The organism is Neptuniibacter caesariensis, from assembly GCF_000153345.1.
Lineage (GTDB): Bacteria > Pseudomonadota > Gammaproteobacteria > Pseudomonadales > Balneatricaceae > Neptuniibacter > Neptuniibacter caesariensis.
Genome location: NZ_CH724125.1, coordinates 1640449 through 1657981, shown reverse-complemented (window position 1 = coordinate 1657981; position 17533 = coordinate 1640449). Strand labels below are relative to the sequence as shown.

General features: G+C 48.0%; 19 protein-coding genes. 8 read left to right on the top strand and 11 right to left on the bottom strand.

Annotated features, from left to right (window positions below; all coding sequences use genetic code 11):
- The first annotated feature begins 206 nt into the window (after positions 1 to 206).
- Positions 207 to 1235 carry a tRNA (adenosine(37)-N6)-threonylcarbamoyltransferase complex transferase subunit TsaD gene (tsaD, locus tag MED92_RS07815; RefSeq protein WP_007020986.1) on the top strand — a complete coding sequence of 343 codons (1029 nt, stop codon included), beginning with the start codon at positions 207 to 209 and terminating at the stop codon, positions 1233 to 1235.
- Here tsaD and plsY read toward each other — a convergent pair.
- Positions 1232 to 1819, bottom strand: a complete 588-nt coding sequence (plsY, locus tag MED92_RS07810) for a glycerol-3-phosphate 1-O-acyltransferase PlsY (protein WP_007020985.1) — start codon at positions 1817 to 1819, stop codon at positions 1232 to 1234. The genes tsaD and plsY overlap by 4 nt on opposite strands.
- Positions 1820 to 1840: 21 nt before the next feature.
- On the opposite strand from plsY, the gene folB reads away from it, so the two are divergent.
- Both folB and folK read left to right on the top strand, forming a co-directional pair.
- The gene (gene folB, locus MED92_RS07805) at positions 1841 to 2197 is read left to right on the top strand and encodes a dihydroneopterin aldolase (RefSeq protein ID WP_007020984.1); all 357 of its coding nucleotides are present in this window, start codon (positions 1841 to 1843) and stop codon (positions 2195 to 2197) included.
- Positions 2197 to 2718, top strand: coding sequence for a 2-amino-4-hydroxy-6-hydroxymethyldihydropteridine diphosphokinase (gene folK, locus MED92_RS07800; RefSeq protein WP_007020983.1), 522 nt, complete (start codon positions 2197 to 2199; stop codon positions 2716 to 2718). Before folB ends, folK begins: the two co-directional genes overlap by 1 nt.
- Here the strand turns inward: folK and MED92_RS07795 are convergent.
- The 9 genes from MED92_RS07795 to MED92_RS07755 are packed head-to-tail and all read right to left on the bottom strand — an operon-like array spanning position 2708 to position 12019.
- Positions 2708 to 3448, bottom strand: a complete 741-nt coding sequence (locus MED92_RS07795) for a pteridine reductase (protein ID WP_007020982.1) — start codon at positions 3446 to 3448, stop codon at positions 2708 to 2710. The two genes, folK and MED92_RS07795, sit on opposite strands and share 11 nt — an antisense overlap.
- Complete coding sequence (locus MED92_RS07790; RefSeq protein WP_007020981.1) at positions 3438 to 4550, bottom strand: tRNA nucleotidyltransferase/poly(A) polymerase-related protein; 1113 nt, start codon at positions 4548 to 4550, stop codon at positions 3438 to 3440. Before MED92_RS07790 ends, MED92_RS07795 begins: the two co-directional genes overlap by 11 nt.
- Positions 4551 to 4553: 3 nt before the next feature.
- Complete coding sequence (glpE, locus tag MED92_RS07785) at positions 4554 to 4871, bottom strand: thiosulfate sulfurtransferase GlpE (protein WP_007020980.1); 318 nt, start codon at positions 4869 to 4871, stop codon at positions 4554 to 4556.
- Between the two features lie 4 nt (positions 4872 to 4875).
- Entirely contained in the window at positions 4876 to 5736 is an 861-nt protein-coding gene (locus MED92_RS07780; RefSeq protein ID WP_007020979.1) for a symmetrical bis(5'-nucleosyl)-tetraphosphatase, read from the bottom strand.
- 12 nt (positions 5737 to 5748) lie between these two features.
- Entirely contained in the window at positions 5749 to 6135 is a 387-nt protein-coding gene (gene apaG / locus MED92_RS07775; RefSeq protein ID WP_007020978.1) for a Co2+/Mg2+ efflux protein ApaG, read from the bottom strand.
- A gap of 5 nt (positions 6136 to 6140) precedes the next feature.
- Positions 6141 to 6947 (bottom strand): 16S rRNA (adenine(1518)-N(6)/adenine(1519)-N(6))-dimethyltransferase RsmA, encoded by an 807-nt coding sequence (gene rsmA / locus MED92_RS07770; RefSeq protein ID WP_007020977.1) that lies wholly within the window; start codon positions 6945 to 6947, stop codon positions 6141 to 6143.
- A gap of 3 nt (positions 6948 to 6950) precedes the next feature.
- The gene (gene pdxA, locus MED92_RS07765) at positions 6951 to 7946 is read right to left on the bottom strand and encodes a 4-hydroxythreonine-4-phosphate dehydrogenase PdxA (RefSeq protein ID WP_007020976.1); all 996 of its coding nucleotides are present in this window, start codon (positions 7944 to 7946) and stop codon (positions 6951 to 6953) included.
- 4 nt (positions 7947 to 7950) lie between these two features.
- Positions 7951 to 9243 carry a peptidylprolyl isomerase gene (locus tag MED92_RS07760; protein WP_007020975.1) on the bottom strand — a complete coding sequence of 431 codons (1293 nt, stop codon included), beginning with the start codon at positions 9241 to 9243 and terminating at the stop codon, positions 7951 to 7953.
- Positions 9233 to 12019 carry an LPS-assembly protein LptD gene (locus tag MED92_RS07755; protein WP_162010860.1) on the bottom strand — a complete coding sequence of 929 codons (2787 nt, stop codon included), beginning with the start codon at positions 12017 to 12019 and terminating at the stop codon, positions 9233 to 9235. Before MED92_RS07755 ends, MED92_RS07760 begins: the two co-directional genes overlap by 11 nt.
- Before the next feature lie 377 nt (positions 12020 to 12396).
- Between MED92_RS07755 and MED92_RS07750 the strand changes: the two genes are divergently transcribed.
- The 3 genes from MED92_RS07750 to djlA are packed head-to-tail and all read left to right on the top strand — an operon-like array spanning position 12397 to position 14943.
- Positions 12397 to 13446 carry an aminoglycoside phosphotransferase family protein gene (locus tag MED92_RS07750; protein WP_007020973.1) on the top strand — a complete coding sequence of 350 codons (1050 nt, stop codon included), beginning with the start codon at positions 12397 to 12399 and terminating at the stop codon, positions 13444 to 13446.
- Positions 13443 to 14129, top strand: a complete 687-nt coding sequence (murU, locus tag MED92_RS07745) for an N-acetylmuramate alpha-1-phosphate uridylyltransferase MurU (RefSeq protein ID WP_040661656.1) — start codon at positions 13443 to 13445, stop codon at positions 14127 to 14129. The genes MED92_RS07750 and murU overlap by 4 nt, the downstream gene beginning before the upstream one ends.
- Positions 14119 to 14943 (top strand): co-chaperone DjlA, encoded by an 825-nt coding sequence (djlA, locus tag MED92_RS07740; RefSeq protein ID WP_007020971.1) that lies wholly within the window; start codon positions 14119 to 14121, stop codon positions 14941 to 14943. Before murU ends, djlA begins: the two co-directional genes overlap by 11 nt.
- Here djlA and MED92_RS07735 read toward each other — a convergent pair.
- Complete coding sequence (locus MED92_RS07735) at positions 14940 to 16151, bottom strand: DUF3530 family protein (protein WP_007020970.1); 1212 nt, start codon at positions 16149 to 16151, stop codon at positions 14940 to 14942. The two genes, djlA and MED92_RS07735, sit on opposite strands and share 4 nt — an antisense overlap.
- 25 nt (positions 16152 to 16176) lie before the next feature.
- Here MED92_RS07735 and rpe point away from each other — a divergent pair, with 25 nt between their 5' ends.
- Both rpe and MED92_RS07725 read left to right on the top strand, forming a co-directional pair.
- Positions 16177 to 16851, top strand: a complete 675-nt coding sequence (gene rpe / locus MED92_RS07730; protein ID WP_007020969.1) for a ribulose-phosphate 3-epimerase — start codon at positions 16177 to 16179, stop codon at positions 16849 to 16851.
- Positions 16851 to 17528 carry a phosphoglycolate phosphatase gene (locus MED92_RS07725; protein WP_007020968.1) on the top strand — a complete coding sequence of 226 codons (678 nt, stop codon included), beginning with the start codon at positions 16851 to 16853 and terminating at the stop codon, positions 17526 to 17528. The genes rpe and MED92_RS07725 overlap by 1 nt, the downstream gene beginning before the upstream one ends.
- Positions 17529 to 17533: the final 5 nt, after the last annotated feature.

The following is a 17533-nucleotide window of genomic DNA, read 5'->3' as shown; positions in this document are numbered from 1 at the left end:
TGGCATGTTTGAACAAACCCTAATTGTTTAGTTAATCCACTAGTAAAAACCTGCCTTAATCCATGCGGATTTATGGCAAGGCGCGAAATTTTAGTCCTTTCGCTTGTTTAAGTAAAGCAAAGAATAGGTCCACTTGGTATTTTCTGTGCACCCGGTTGGTATGGAATGTATAATGCCGCCAGATATTCAGTTTTGGTGAGCAAGAAATGCGTGTACTTGGGATTGAGACCTCCTGTGATGAAACGGGCGTGGCAATATATGACAGTGAAAAAGGCTTATTAGGTGATGCCTTATACAGTCAGGTAAAGATGCACGCAGAGTATGGAGGCGTGGTACCTGAGCTGGCGTCTCGTGATCATGTTCGAAAGTTGTTGCCACTGCTGGATGAAACTTTTGCGAAAGCTGGCTTGGAAAAAGGTGATGTAGACGCTGTCGCTTATACATCCGGGCCTGGGTTAATCGGGGCGTTAATGGTTGGTGCTTCTACTGGGCGCTCAATGGCAATGGCCTGGGGTAAGCCCGCAATTGGAGTCCACCACATGGAAGGGCATCTGCTGGCACCCATGTTAGAAGAGAATCCTCCTGAGTTTCCGTTTGTTGCATTGTTGGTTTCGGGTGGTCACACCCAGTTAGTACAAGTTGACGGTATTGGGCATTATACCTTGTTGGGCGAATCCTTAGATGATGCCGCGGGCGAAGCGTTTGATAAAGCGGCTAAAATGATGGGGCTGGACTACCCCGGAGGGCCATTGATTGCTAAACATGCAGCGATGGGTGACCGGACCCGTTTCCGCTTCCCAAGGCCGATGACGGATCGCCCGGGTATGGATTTTAGCTTTTCAGGCCTAAAGACCTTTACTTTGAATACGGCTAACTCACACCGGGACGAAGCGGGCACGCTTGATAAGCAGACTATTTGTGATATAGCGGCAGCATTTGAAGAGGCTGTGGTTGATACGCTTGCCATTAAATGTCGAAGAGCGCTACAGCATACCGGGTTTAAACAGTTGGTGATCGCGGGTGGGGTGAGCGCCAATCAACGCCTTAGAGAGCGCCTGGATGTAATGGTGCAAAAAGAGCGAGCAGAGCTGTTTTATGCCAGGCCTGAATTTTGTACCGATAATGGAGCGATGATTGCCTTTGCTGGATGTCAGCGTTTAAAGGCTGGTTTACATGATGACCTGACGATTGTCACAAAGCCGCGCTGGCCACTTGATACTCTGGAGGCAATCTAAATCCTTGGCTCGGTTCCTGACAGGAGATTACTGATATTGCTCCTGTGACGGGTTATGAGCAGGAGAGAGATAACCAGCATAATGGCTATGTATTGAGGGGCGCTTAGCCAGATGAAAATGGGTGAAACTAGAGCTGTGCCAACGGAAGCGAGGGACGATCTTCTGCTTATCCCAGCCAGTATGCTCCAAACTAGTAACTGCACTATCGCCAGGGGCCAGAATAATCCGAAGCAGGCGCCAAAAGTCGTTGCAACCCCTTTGCCTCCTTTAAAAGAAGAGAAGATGGGCAGCATGTGGCCAGCTATTGCAGCGAAAGCACATAGTGCGCGGATTTCTGAACCAAGATCTAACAATACGCATGGCAGTAGCGCGAGATAGCCTTTGCCGGCATCGCCAAGCAGGGTGACGAGTGCTGCTTTTCTTGTTCCAATGCGTAGTACGTTTGTGGTGCCTGGATTGCCTGACCCTTTTTTCCGTGGGTCGGGAATATCGAATGCATGACAGACGAGTACGGCTGTGGGGATTGAGCCCCACAGATAAGCTAATAAAACCAGTCCGAAGGTTAATAAAGCCGGTTCGGTCATAGGCTATCCAAAGGTTGATTGATGGATATAGTGTACATACGTGAATTAGAGGTGGAAACGGTTATAGGCATCTATGACTGGGAAAGAGAGATTCGACAGCGAGTTAATCTTGATCTCGAAATGGGCACGGATATTCGTCAGGCGGCTAATACCGAGGATGTTGAGAATACCCTTAACTACAAAACTGTATCTGATCGATTGATCGATTTTATTAGTCAGAGCGAATTCTTACTCGTTGAAACCATGGCTGAGCAGATAGCGGAACTGGTTAAAGAGGAGTTTTCTGTTAAGTGGCTTCGTTTACGCTTGGGTAAACCAGGCGCTGTGCCTGCAGCTCAGGATGTGGGCGTAATCATTGAGCGTGGAGAACGCTGGTAATGGCGGTCGTATTTGTCAGTATCGGTAGCAATGTTGATCGGAACATCTATGTAGCTAATGCCATTGATGCGCTTCATAACTATTTTGGTAAAGTGGTTTTGTCATCGGTATTTGAAAGTGAAGCGGTTGGCTTTGACGGTGATAACTTCTACAACCTTGTGGCTAGATTCGATACTGAATTACCTTTAGCGGAACTTTCGTCAATCTTAAAAGGGATTGAAGATGAGAATGGTCGTTGTAGAAAGGGCCCTAAATTCAGTGGTCGAACGCTGGATATCGATATTCTGACCTATGATCAGCTTTCTGGTGTTATTGAAGGGATAGAGCTGCCACGAGGTGAGATTGAAACCAATGCATTTGTATTAAAGCCGCTCGCAGAAATTGCTCCTGTTGATAGTCACCCTGTAACAGGGCAGAGTTATTCAGCTATGTGGCAAGCGTATGACAAGACTAAGCAAAAACTTTGGGAGGTAGAGTTTGTCTGGAACGGGCATTCTTTGCCTTGTGTGGTTAGTGGCTAAATAGGGACTTTCCTCCATCAACAGCCAGAATTTGCCCGGTAATATATTCTGCTTGGCTCAAGTAAATCGCTGCTTGAGCCAAATCCTCTTCAACACCCAGTCGGCCTAGCAAAACTTTATCCAGAATATTGGCTTTTTCCGTACTTGATACTTCTTGTTCCGGCCAGAGAATAGCGCCTGGTGATATGCCATTGACTCGAACCTGAGGGGCCAGTTCTTTTGCCAGGCTTTTGGTCAGCATTTCTAATCCCGCTTTAGCGATAGAATAGATAGGATAACCGGGTAGGCCTCGTTGAGCGTGGATATCGATCATGTTGATAATGCAGCCATTACTTTCTCGTAGTGTTTTGCTTAGCGTGGCGCAGAGAAAGTAGGGTGCACGCAGGTTTGAGTTGATAAGTTCATCCCATTGATGAAGAGAGGTTTCCTCTATCGGGGTGGGATAAAACGTGGAGGCATTGTTTATTAGTAGGTTTAGCTGGCCAAAGTGCCTCAGAATATCCTCGGCCAGTTGGTTTAATTGCTCAAGGTTATTCAGATCTGCAGAGAATGTTTTGGCACTGTTTGGGCGTTTCTGATTGAGTCTGTCAGCAAGCTCTTGCGCTTCTGTAGCAGCGCTGCGGTAGTGGATTGCGACATCATAACCGGACTGATGTAAGGCCTCGGTTAATTTGGCGCCTATGCGCTTTGCTGCGCCTGTAATCAGTGCGGTTTTATTGTTAGATCCCATCGTGGCTACTCGAGCTGAATTTTTCACAGATGATCAATTTGCGCTGAGTTAATTCCTTGCCAAGGGCAGCCCCTTTATAGCCTTCTTTGATGAGTTGCTTGGGGTCTATCTTGCTAATTTCATCGAGAATGGGTTGCAGGCTTTGGGTGCTATGCTCTCTGTATAGTGCTTTAACGCAGCTAAGAATTTTCTCTAGCCTCTGCGGGCGCCTGAATAGATCCAGGCCTTGCAGTATTTCAAGTTTAGTTTCGGCCGGCTGAGAGTCAAAGGTGCTAAGTAAAGCGCTATGATCGGCGCATTGCATAGTTAGTTCTTTGGTGGCTTTCTGTGTTCTAAGTCTGTCACAAAAGGCTGGAACGTTTTTTAAGTCAGCCAGGGTGCTAAGGCAAGCAAAGCGAATGTCTGCCTCTTTGCTTACCTCGCAGCAGTTTCGAAAAATGGATTGCCAATTATCTGTATCGAGCCAACTTTCAAGTTCGGGTAATACTTTTTTCGACGCTTTGGTTTGATGGAGTATGCTGAGAAATACCCAGGGGGATTTTTCAGTTAAGGCCCTTTCAAACTCCTTCCAGACCCGTTCGGTAGTCAAATGCTCAAGCTCATCGGTTAGTGCTAGTTCTTGCATGAGGTTAAGCGTTTCTTGAGCAACTCGAAAGCCTAGATGGTTGTACCTTGATGCAAAACGGGCGACACGTAAGACGCGTAATGGGTCTTCGGAAAAGGCAGGGGATACATGACGTAGTATTCTATCTGCTAGATCCTTTTGGCCATCATAGGGATCAACGAGGCTGCCCTGCTCGTCCATAGCCATTGCATTAATGGTCAGGTCGCGTCGGACTAAATCCTCTTCCAGAGTGACATTTTTATCGGCAAAGTAATTAAATCCGGTATAACCCTTGCCTGATTTCATTTCTGTTCTTGCAAGCGCGTACTCTTCCCCTGTCTCTGGATGAATGAAGACAGGGAAGTCCTGGCCTACAGGCTGGTAGCCTGACTCGATCATCTCTTCTGGGCTAGAGCCGACCACGACCCAATCTTTGTCATAAACAGGGTAGTTCAGAAGTTTATCGCGGACTGCGCCGCCAACGAGGTAAATCTTCATGGTTTATGATTCGCAATGATCGGGCTGTTCAACTCGCCAGCCTTCAAAACCATTGTTGATGCTATAAACCTCGTCAAAGCCTTGCTCTATCAGAAATTGCCCTGCTGATTGGCTGCTGATGCCATGGTAGCAACAGACCAGCAAGGGCTTATCCATATCGGCTTCATTTAGAAAGGCGTGGATGTTTTCATTGCTAAGGTTGAACGCGCCTTTGATTCTGCCTTGGGCAAAGCTTTGAGGGTCACGGATGTCGACAATGGTTGCTCCGTTTTCTAGTAGCTCAACAGCTTGATTGGAATTGATGCATTGAAGTTGAGTCATAATATTACCTGTTAAAAATGTATCTACTAGTCGGTGGTGGAGCCGGTTTTGTGCCTAGCGCATCAACGCTAAAAACCTGCTGATCTTCGAGTCGTAAGGCGGTTAATTTGTTCCCCCAAACGCAACCTGTATCCAGGGCATAGACATGTTCTGCATCTGCTTCTCCTTCCAGTGCAGCCCAGTGACCGAACAGTATACGGGTTTCATTATCCTGTGGATCTTTACGCGGGAGCTTGAACCATGGCAGATAGCCCGGAGGCTGAGATTCCAGTGTGCCTTTGGCTGTGAAGTCCAGCTTCCCTTCCGGGTTGCAGAAGCGCATGCGGGTTAGATAGTTTGTGATAATTCTCAAGCGGTCCCAGCCTTCGTGCTTACCTGACCATATATCCGGTTTGTTGCCGTACATATGGTTGAAAAATTCGCGGGCCAGTGTGCTCTTCAGAACTTGTTCAACTTCCTTGGCGCGTTTGCGGGCTTTGTTGATTGTCCAGCAGGGAGGGATGCCTGCATGAACCATTGCATAATTCTGTTCTTTGTCGATATGGAGTAATTTCTGGCGACGCAGCCAGTTCATTAATTCGTAGCGGTCAGGTGCTTCCAGGATAGGGGTAAGTGTGTCGCTTCTCTTGCTGCTGACTGCCCCGTAATGCACTGCTAAAAGGTGGAGGTCATGGTTGCCCAGAATGCATATCGCTTGATCCCCAAGTTGTTTGAGGAATCGTAGGGTCTCTAAAGATTTGGGGCCACGGTTAACAAGGTCTCCAGCGATCCAGATGCGGTCATCATTGGAGAAATTAACTTTCTCCAAAAGGGCTGTTAGTTCATCAAAACAGCCCTGTATGTCGCCAATTGCATAGGTGGCCATGAAGCAAGGCCCTTAGTGAATTGCATTGGGTTGTGCAAGCGTGAAAGCTTGAATAGGGGCTTTAAACGTCTCGCCATCTTCAGTAGACATCTCATAATGGCCTTGCATGCTGCCTACGCTGGTCGCGAGTACAGCGCCGCTTGTGTAAGTATAGCTGTCCTGGGGTTTGATAACGGGCTGCTCTCCGACCACGCCTTCACCATTGACTTCCTGGATGTGCTGGTTGCCATCAGTAATTAGCCAATGACGATTAAGAAGCTGCACGGGTGTCTCGTTGTGGTTGGTAATCGTAATTCGATAAGAGAACACAAAGCGTTTACTCTCAGGATCGGACTGCTTAGCCTGATATGAGGTTTCCACATTGATATCTACATTGTTACCAAGCTGAAGGTTTTCCATTAAGTCTAGCTCTTCTTTTTCGATAGATAGTTGCTGATAGCGACAAAGTCAGAAATGGGTAGTTTTTCCGGGCGCAAGCCTGGGTCGATATTCAATGCTTCTATCTCTTCAGCGCTGAGTAGGGGCTTCAGATTATTGCGCAGGGTTTTGCGGCGCATATTGAATGCTGTTCTGACGACGGTTTGTAGTTGTTCTACCTCGTCTGCTACGTAAGGTAATTCGCGATAAGGGGTGAGGCGAATGATTGCCGAGTCTACCTTGGGAGCAGGGTTAAAAGCGCCAGGAGGTACGACAAACAGAGATTCAACCTTGCAGAAATACTGCGCCATGATACCAAGGCGGCCATAGTTATTCTCACCGGGGCCTGCTGCCATGCGGTCAACAACCTCTTTTTGCAGCATGAAGTGCATATCTTCGACATCATCCGCGTGACTGAGTAGATGGAAAATCAGCTGGGTTGAAATGTTGTAAGGCAGGTTGCCGACAATGCGCAGGCGTTTCTCTGAGCGACGCAACTGGGTGAAGTCGAATTTCATCGCATCTGCTTCATGGATGCGGAATTTATCGCCGTAACTGAAAAACTTAGTTCTCAAGATTGGCGGGAGATCTCTATCCAGTTCAATCGCATCGAGTTCGCCGGCTTCAGCAAGCAGTTCTTCCGTTAATGCGCCTAACCCGGGGCCAATTTCGACCATAGTGTCGGTTTCATGTGGCGCAATTGAGCGAATGATGCGACGAATGATTCCGTGATCATGCAGGAAATTTTGCCCGAAACGTTTGCGGGCTTTATGTGCAACAGGTTTTTTACTCATGAATTAGTTCGTCAGATTGCGGTGGTGAGCCATTGTGCCCGCGTATTCGATAGCAGTGATCAAGCTGCCGGCATCTGCTTGGCCGGTACCGGCCAGATCGAGGGCCGTGCCGTGATCTACAGAGGTGCGAACAATAGGCATGCCCAGTGTAATATTTACTGCATTTCCAAAGCCTTTATATTTTAGCACCGGAAGGCCTTGGTCGTGGTACATGGCAAGAACAGCGTCAGCATTTTCTAAATATTTTTGTGTGAAAAGCGTATCGGCCGGTAGGGGGCCTTTTAAGCAGACGCCTGAACCGCGAAGTTTTTGTAATGTAGGCTCGATGGTTTCAATCTCTTCCCGTCCCAGGTGGCCACCCTCGCCAGCATGAGGATTTAGGCCGGTAACCAGAATATTCGGCTGAGAAAGACCAAAGCTCTGTTTCAGTTCAGAATCTAATACCTGAATGACTTCCTCTAGAAGGTCGGGGGTAATGGCATCGGCAACGTCTTTGAGGGGGAGGTGGGTTGTTGCAAGAGCAACCCTCAGCCCTTCCGTGGCCAGCATCATGACTACTTTTGAGGTTTCAGTAAGTTCTTCAAGAAACTCAGTGTGGCCACTAAAAGGAATACCTGCATCATTAATCACCCCTTTGTGAACAGGGGCTGTGATCATTGCTGAGAAGGTGCCATTCAGGCAGCCTTCAGTCGCCACTTTGAGGGTTTCCAGAACATACTCAGCGTTGGCTGGGTTGAGTTCGCCTGGTATCGCTTCTGCTTTCAGAACAACCGGGAGGACCTTAAGAGTCCTTGCTGGTGTTGGGCTAGGCTCAATCTCAGGATCAAACTGTTCTATGGCAATAGGGAGCTGAAGTAACTCTGCTCGCTTGCGAAGCATCTCCGGATCAGCAACCACCACCAGTTCATTGCTATGCCCCTGTTGAGCAATTTGAATGCAAAGATCCGGGCCGATACCTGACGGTTCGCCAGAAGTTATTACCAGTCGGTTAATCCCCAAAGGATTACTCCTTGATATCTACGTATGCTTGAGAGCGGATTTCGCGCAGCCAGTTTGAAAGCTCTTCATTAAACTTACGCTTACGTATAGTGGCACGTGCACGGTTTTCCTGCATCGTTTCGCCCATATCTTCAGTACGTGTATCCAGTACAGTCAGGATATGCCAGCCAAAGCGAGATTCGAATGGCTCAGAAACCTGGCCTACAGCTGTGCTATTCATGACTTGCTCAAACTCAGGCACCATTTGGCCGTTCTGTGTCCAGCCAAGTGAGCCACCTTCTGAACCACTGGCCGGATCATCGCTGAATTCTTTCGCTAGAGCCGCAAAGTCTTCGCCGCTTGCAATGCGTTGGTACAGCTGGGAAATCTGTCGTTTCGCTTGCTCGTTTGTACGTATCTCAGTCGGTTTTAGTAAAATATGGCTGACTAGGCGCTGGTCGATCAGTTGGACAGCTCCTCCACGTTTGTCTTTGGCCAGCAGAATATGAAAACCGCTTGGTGAACGTACTGGTTTGGAGAATTCGCCGGGTGATAGTTTTCTGACCGCTTTGCTTAATGCTTCAGGAAGTTCGTTGGCTTTTCTCCAGCCCAGGTCGCCCCCTTTAAGAGCATTGGGAGCATTTGAAAATTCAACTGCTGTTTCAGCAAAGTCGGCACCGTTGTTCAGTTTGTCGAAAATCTCCTTCGCTTTGCTTTCTGCCTGTTGGATGATTTCAGGAGAAGCCTGCGAAGGGGTAGCTATCAAAATATGGCCCAACAAAAATTCGGCTGACGCCTGGCTTTTGCCATCTTCAGAATTTAGAAAGTTACTCAGCTCTTGCTCGGATACTCGGATTCTACGATTCACCAGATTTTGCTGAACGCTGTTGATTAGCATCTCATTACGAATCTGCTCACGCGCTTGGTTGTAGTCACGTCCTTCAGCAATCAACGCCTCGCGGAACTGATCGATAGACAAACCATTCTGAGCCGCAATATTGGCTATAGCGCCGTTCAGCTGACTGTCAGAAACGCGTACACCGTTTTGTTCAGCCATCTGTTTTTGAATGCTCTCGATAATAAGGCGGTTGAGAACCTGTTTTCTCAGGATGTGTTCAGGCGGAATCCTTGTGTTGCGTGACTGAAGCTGCTCTCGTGTGATTGACGTACGTTGCTCCAGCTCACTTTGTAGAATGATTCCTTCATTTACGACAGCAGCGATACGATCTAGCGGTATCTCGGCTGCATGGGAATGAGATACAGGAAGCAGTAGGGAAAGTGCTGCCGCAGAAATTAATTTGTGGAGCTTATTTTTCATAGTGCTCTTCACGCTCTTTGTAACCGATTATGTCATTCATAAAGTCGCTGCTGCCACTACCGAATGAGCCTAAACCTTTTAATGTGAAATTTAAAAATATGCCGGTATCGTATTGGTCGGTGTCATCCAACCAGCGTCTACCCGCAAAGTTTACTGTCCAGCAGCAGCTTTCGTATTCCAGGCCCAAGGATGTCTCAAGGCTTTCTTCATCTTGCAGATCATATAGCCAGCGTCCCATAGTCGTCCACTGTCGGGATACCGGCCAGATGAAAGAGAGGTCAGTTTGTTCTCTTGAGCTCTCCTCGTAACGGTAGCTGAAATCAAATCGATGGTTAAGATCGCTGTTGTAACGTAAACGTAGATTAGATTCTTTGCCGTCAAAGTCACTATGATCAAATACGGCATCCCATGAAATACGCATATCCGGAGATAAGTACCAGACTGCTTCGGTGGCTATATCGCTCTGGCTGTCTGTTTCCGCTGGTTTAGTACTATCCAACTGTACATTTCTGTCAGCGAAGTAGTAGGCCTGGCCTATACTGAAGCTTGCCTTTTCAACACCTTGTTGGCCAATAAAGCGCGTGCTTAGGCCCAGAGATAGCTGCTGTGTATCGCCGAGTCTATCTAAGCCACTGAAGCGATTGCGACGGAATAGCGAGGCATATGAGAAGTCCAATTCAGAAGCATCAAAGTCTGGAATTGCAGATTGGTCTTTATGTGGTACATGCAGAGCGAACAGTCTTGGTTCAAGGGTCTGGATGCCACCGTTATCAAGGTCTCGCTCGAAAATAAGGCCGCTATCAATGCTGAGTATATGGGCATTAACGCTTGGGCTCTCGGAAAAGCCGGCAACTTGATTTTCCAAAGAGTAAGAGCTGCTCCATAAAGACAATGTAGGTTTTATAAAGCTGCCTGGGGTCTGCCATAAATAGCTGAGTGAAGGCATTAAATGCCTTCTATCACCTATAACACGGTCGCTTCCGGTTAGGCCGGCCAGGTTACGATCAAATCGGGTAATGTCGGCGTTAAGGCTGAAATTGACATTTTCGGAAAGCGCTTCCTCGCCTTTTAGTGTTAGCTGGGGCAGGCGTTTGTAAGGTGCTTTACTGGATGAGTCAATAGTTTGGTAATCGTGTACCTTGATACGCGCTACCCAGTTATCTCGAAGATAAGAAATCTGTGCGCGCTTATCCAGGTGATCTTGTCTGGAGATTTCTAAATTTGTCCCCAAGTCATCAAAATAGTCTTCATCGCTTACTGCGGTATAGTCAATTTCGGAATGCCAGTGCTTGGCAAAAGTTCCTTTATGTTCAACCCCGAGTAACCATCTGTTATCGCCCAGGACATCGTCGTCAGGCATATAAGCTGTGTTTAGTATGTTGTCAGACCAAGGGTTCAGATAACGAAGTTCGTTTTCGAGAATCAGTCCGCGATCCGAAAGGTAACGCGTAGTTAAAGTATCATCCAGGTTAGGCGCAATGTTGAAGTAATACGGAACGCTTAAATCAACTCCGCTCTCCTTGCTGTATCCGGCGCTCGGGTATAGGAAGCCTGATCTGCGTGTATCGTCAATTGGGAACGTAAAGTATGGGGTATAGAGTACCGGAATTCCTGCAATCCTAAGAACGGCATCCTCTGCTTCGCCATAACCCTCTTCTTTATTCAGAACGATGTTGTCTGAACTTAACTGCCAAGCCTCGCTGTAAGGTGGGCAATAGGTGTAATCACCTTGTTCAAGGCGAAGGCGCTCATCTTCTAAGCGAATGATTCTTTGTGCGCGTCCTCGTAGCCCTTCTTCATGCAGTACATATTGAGCATTATTGAAAATTGCCTCAGAAGTGGATGTGTCTACTTGGGCTGTGTCACTGAGCATAAGTAGGCCTGGCTCCCTGAAGCTAACGTTCCCCTCAAGCCTGGCTTTATTGGTCACCTGATCAAGTTCCGCGGAGCTTGAGCTGAATCTTTTGCTGCCCTGCCTTACATTAACTCCCCCCTGAAGGGTTGTCAGGCCGCCAATGACTGTCGAGGATTGGCCTGCTTCAAGATACATAGGAGGGTTTTCTAGGTGCTCATCACCCATTACCGGGAACTCGGGTTCTAGATAACGCCCTGAACATTGTTGTGCTTGAGGGTTTTGGTAGTAAACCCAATCTAAATGGGAGTATGGGTTCTCAGTAATGTAAAGAGGCCCGCTTGCGCCAGAGCTTCCTGTTCGTCCGGGCATGGCAATGGCGTGAACATTAACTTTGTGACAATCCCAGTCGCCCGTTGCGCTTGTGCTACATTGCCATTCACTGCCAAGTACTTCGTTTGTGACGATAGGTGTGTTGGGTGAAACAGCGGCCGGTTGCGCAACCTGTTGATTAATTTCTGTTCCGCCCGAATTTTTGCTGGCTACGCTGGTTTGCTCGCCGTTACACAGCCATTCCCCATTGGGGCCTGCTACGCAGTCCCATACGCCGCTCTGATTACTGGTTACTTGAGAGCTTGTTGCGGGACGCCTGATAGCTGCAGACGTTGTAACCGTTGTATTAGGCGTGGTAGAAGGTCTGGTGGCGGTTGTCGCCTGTTGCTTTTGCTCAGGTTCAGCTGAGATAGCTTTAGAACTTACGCGTGTAGGCGGCGCAGGAACCGTCCGATTGGAGGGATTCGCCTCTGTCGCAACTTCTTCGACGGGAGATTGAGCAGTTTCCCCTGAAGGGGGTTGAGTACTGGATTCTACCTGGTTAACAAGGTCTTCATTGACAGAGCAGTCCCACTCACCGTCTTTGCTCATGCTGCAGCTCCACGCCATTTCGGCTTCTGATGGCGCTGTTTCTGCAGTGGCATATGAGGCCATAATAGCCGCACTTATTGCCAGAGTTAGTGTATAGGTTGATCGTTTGGTGAAGGGCATCTGATGAACCAAATCCGTTTCAGCTGTTTCCGGAGAATCCGGTTTTGGCCGAACCCCTGATAAATAAAAGTCAAAGGCCAGAATGATAAAGCATATTCCCAAGTGATTGTAGAGCTTTAATCTAATTGTTCTGGTGATCGCTAAGTCATACGCTTTGATGCTTTTAAAAAAAAGTTTGAATGTATCATTTTTATTTATTTGCGCCTTAGCAGTGTCATAATGCGTGTTTTCTTTATCTGTTATTAGGAAATAGCTGGATGGATCAGCGGTACACAGAACTTCGTACCTGGTTGAAGCAGGTGTTAACACAGTTTACTGAATTTTCGCCTGAGTCGTGGGAGCTGGCTAGTGTGTCAGGTGATGCCAGTTTTAGGCGCTATTTCCGCGCCGTTTCTAATGGGAAAAGCTGGATTGCTGTGGATGCGCCGCCGGATAAAGAAAATAGCCTTCCTTTTATTAATGTTGCGAGGGCGCTAGAGCAGCACTCTGTCGCAGTTCCGCATATTTACGAAGCAGATCTTGAATTAGGCTTTATGTTGTTGAGTGATTTAGGCGATGAATTGCTTTTATCTCAGCTTAATGACGACACGAGTGATGAGCTATACGGAAACGCATTGGCTACTTTGATCAACATACAAAGTTGCCCTCAGCCTTTATCCGGAGCGCTTCCTGAATATGATCTGCCTCTCTTGCAAAGGGAGGTGGATTTGTTTCCAGAGTGGTTCCTGGAAAAGCTGCTTGGTATAGAGCTCGATCAAACTGATCAGTTAATGCTGAAACTGCTCTTTGATTACTTATTAGATGCGGCGTTAGAACAGCCAAAAGTATTTGTACACAGGGATTATCACTCGCGTAACCTGATGTGCTGTGGTGATGGGTTAGGGGTTATCGATTTTCAGGATGCAGTCATCGGGCCTGTTACTTATGATCTGGTTTCTCTACTGCGTGATTGTTATATCGATTGGCCTGAGGAAAAAGTATACGGGTGGGTTGAGGGGTACCGGCAAGCCTTGATCCAGCGCGGTCAAGTGATGCCGGATCAATTCCATTTTAACCGGTGGTTTGATCTTATGGGCGCGCAGCGTCATCTGAAGGCGATCGGTATCTTTGCCCGCTTAAATATTCGCGACGGAAAGTTTGGTTACTTGGGGGATATCCCGCGAACGATGAATTACCTTATCGGCGTAGCAGCAAAGACTGAAGCGCTGAAGCCTGTTGCCGGATGGTTGGTAGTAAAGGTGCTTCCAGCTATGCGTAAGAGTGAGCATTTTGCGAATGATGTGCTAGATCATTGGGTGATGGAATGAACGCAATGATACTGGCCGCTGGGTTGGGTAAAAGGATGCGTCCGTTAACGCTGACAAAGCCTAAGCCTTTACTTGAAGTTGCGGGTGTTCCGCTCATTGAATACCACATTAGGCGGTTGGTTGATGCGGGTGTTAAACGAATTGTTATTAATCATGCCTGGTTGGGTGACCAGATAGAGGTCTATCTGGGGCGTGGCGAGCGTTTTGGAGTAGAGATTCTTTATTCCAGAGAGGGTGAGCCGCTGGAAACGGCAGGGGGTATAAGAAAGGCCTTAGATCTGCTCAAACGAGATGGTGTGGGCTCATTCTTGCTAGTGAACGGTGATGTGTTCACTGATTATCCCTTCGAAAAAGTCGCCGAAGATGAATCCGATCCATATTTAGTGCTGGTTAAAAATCCTTCCCATAACCCTGCTGGGGATTTCGCGATAGAGGGAGGGCTATTAGTGACTGAAGGGAACGCTCGTTATACGTTTAGTGGTATTAGTCGTTTACCGATCAAGTTGTTTGAAGAGCTGGAGTTAGATAAAGCCGCTCCTTTAGCGCCTTTGCTACGTGATGCGATTTCTCAAGGAGGCGTTTCGGGGGAAGTCTATAATGGGTTTTGGGCGGATATAGGTACCCCTCAGCGTCTTGAAGAAATAAATAAATTGGTAATGGAGAAGGGAATCGATGGCCTTTGATCCTCAAGAAAAGGGCGCCGAGATTGGCGAAACGATGAAGAAGTATTCAACATCGATTTTGTTGGGTGCTGCTGTGGGTTTGTTTTCGGGCGGTTTCTGGGGGCTTATCTTTGGCGGTTTTGTCGGTTTTCTTATTAGTCGAGCCATTAAAGGTGTGGTCAAAGCGGCGAACCCCCAGGAGGCATTTTTCAAAGCAACCTTTACCGTTATGGGTAAGTTGGCGAAAGCTGATGGACGTGTGACGGAGCATGAGATTCAGTTTGCCAGGGATGTGATGTCCCAAATGCGTCTGGATGAGGTAAGGAAGCGCCAGGCTATAGAATACTTTTCGCAAGGCAAAGATGCGGATTTCAATCTTGAATCTGTATTGAAGCCATTGGCGCTGATGTTACGCCACAGGCCTAGCGTCAAACTGATGTTTATAGAAATTCAGTTGCAGGCAGCAATGGCGGACGGTGAGGTTAGTGATCATGAAATATTGGTTATTGATCAGGTCTGTCGTTTGCTGGACTTTGGTGATGTCAGTGTTGAAGAGGTTATTGCACGTGTCAAAGCCCAGCGTGATTTCTATCAGCATGGCCAGGCTGGGGTAGACAGTGAGGTTTTGTTAAAAGATGCTTATGCTGTGCTTGGTGTGGATGAGAGTGCCAGTGATGCTGAGGTTAAAAAAGCATATCGTCGCCAGATGAGTCAGCATCATCCTGATAAGCTTGTATCCAAAGGATTGCCGGAAGAGATGATCGAGTTAGCCAAAGAGAAGTCTCAGGAGATTCAGGCAGCCTACGAGCGAATTAAAGCATCGAGAAAGCCCTAACCTGGAGCTTTCTCGCTGTCGGCTTGTTCATCATTGTTAAGCTTAATATTACGTTGTTCTTGTTCGGCTTTAATGATGTAGGTATTGATTAATCCGCGAGTGTGTTTGAGCAAGCGGGTATTACTGCTTTTCCAATTGACAGGTTGTGCGGGGAGCCTGCTCTGATGATAGGCGTTCATCCGTTTATGCCGGGCCAATCGTAGGCGCTGCCCGGGAAACTCCTGGGCAGCAGCGTCGCGGCTGTTGAATTGGGGGCTGTGATGGAGGTCGATTATCGTCACCGCCAGATTAGGTAGTATCTCAAGCAGGTCTGGGGCATCTGTGCTGATCGGCTGGCGAGCATCAATCATGACTAATCTAAGATCCTGCTCGGCCTGAAATTTTTCTACATATTTGGCAGCCCAGACAGCGCCTGTTCCTACGCCGAGTATAATAAGCCGGTCAACCCCTGCCTCTGAAGTAAGGTGGTTGGATGCGGTTGTTCCTAAACGGTAGATCTGTTCCTCATACTTCTCATCAGCCTTAGTTTCATCATTCGTTTGCTCAGAGGAAGTATCTGAATTATTTGATGACTGAGTTTCGGTTTTTTCAGTCGAGGCGGGCGCTTCAGTGGCAGTGTTTTCTGTCTGCGGTTCTTCAGCACCTTCTCCAGCTTCAGCGCTTTCAGCTTCACTAGGGGGTGCTTGGGGCTTTATGGAGGACAGAACCGGTAGTGTTCTTTCCGGAATCTCGGGGCGTTTTTCGGAGGGTAGGTATATTGAGAGTGTATACCAGCCGAAATCGGATAAACCTTTTCGTAATTCGCTTAAGCCATCGGGCCAATCGGTATGAGTTTCAGTATCTGGAAACAGAATGATGCCGCCTTGCTTAATCCCGCTGCCTTCGCTGCGGTAGAAGGCGAGGAGTTTTTCATCGTCTTTGCCGGTATCAAGGTGCAAAACCTCAGTAATCGGATCCTGGATCTTTAGCAGGTCGCTAATGCGAGCTATGTTGGGGTTTGGTTCAGTTCTGGGTTTTTCGCTCATAGAGGGAGCGGCGCCGCTTGAAGCGGGCTGAACCGTTTCGTTCTGTGCTTCTTCGGCGTAAACCGGTGAAGTGAGAAAGAGGTATGCGATCAGAAGGCAAAGGGTGCGAATATTCATATAAGCGATTATGGGTAAGATGCAGGCTGACAGCAAGACGCCGGCTCCGTTAAAATAGCTGCACATTAAAAAAACTCCGGACAAAGACAAGATGCCAGATTTTAAAATTGCGCCTTCAATACTTTCAGCTGATTTCGCCCGTCTGGGAGAAGAGGTTGAAAATGTTCTGTCTGCAGGAGCAGACATTGTTCACTTTGATGTTATGGATAACCACTATGTGCCAAACCTGACGATTGGGCCTATGGTATGTAGTGCTTTACGCAAGCATGGCATTCAAGCGCCGATTGATGTGCACCTGATGGTCAAGCCTGTTGATCGCCTGATTGGGGATTTCATCGAGGCCGGTGCCAGTTACATTACTTTCCATCCAGAAGGTTCTGAGCATATTGACCGTTCTTTACAAATGATTCGTGATGGTGGATGTAAGTCCGGTCTGGTATTCAACCCTGCTACGCCTCTGAGTCATCTGGAGTATGTGCTGGATAAGGTAGATATGGTGTTGTTGATGTCTGTTAATCCAGGTTTTGGCGGTCAGAAATTTATTCCAGGAACTTTGGATAAGCTGCGCCAGGCGCGCAAAATTATCGATGAAAGTGGCTATGATATCCGCCTGGAAATTGATGGCGGTGTAGGTGTAGGCAATATTAAGGAAATTGCCGAAGCCGGCGCTGATACCTTTGTTGCTGGGTCCGCAATCTTTAACACAGATGATTATGCCGATACGATCGCGCAAATGCGTGAGCAATTGGCTATGGCTGATCTGTAATGATGCGTGAGCTTTTTTCCGGCGATATGCCGCAGCTGGTCTTGTTTGATCTTGATGGGACGCTGGTGGATAGCGTTCCAGATCTGGCGCAGGCTGTGGATAAAATGCTCTGTGCCCTCGACCGGCCAGTGGCGGGTCTGGAAAAAGTGAGGACGTGGGTCGGCAACGGCGCAGCGATGCTGGTTAAGCGCGCTCTGGCAGATGATCTTTACCCCTCTGGCGAAGAGGATGATCAGTATCGGCGCGCGTATAATCTTTTCCTGGATTTTTATGCGCAGGCTACGGCTGATCAAAGTGAGCTGTACCCAGGAGTGCGTGAGTGTCTCGAGTCGCTTGCCGTCTCCGGCGTAAGGTTGGGGTTGGTTACGAATAAACCTATGCGGTTTACCCGATCCATGCTGGAAGGGTTGCAGCTCGATAGCTATTTTGGAGTTGTGTTTGGTGGTGATAGCTTTCCTGAGAAAAAGCCTCATCCCCGTCCTTTGCAGGAAGCCATGGTCGCATGTGGCGTGGAGCCTGACGTAACTTTGATGGTTGGGGATTCAGTTAGTGATGTCCGAGCCGCTCGTGCTGCGGGTTGCCCGGTTGTTTGTGTGCCTTATGGCTATAACCATGGTTCCCCTATATCGGAAAGCCAGCCTGATCTGATTGTTGAAACGCTGGATCAGATGATCTGAAAAGC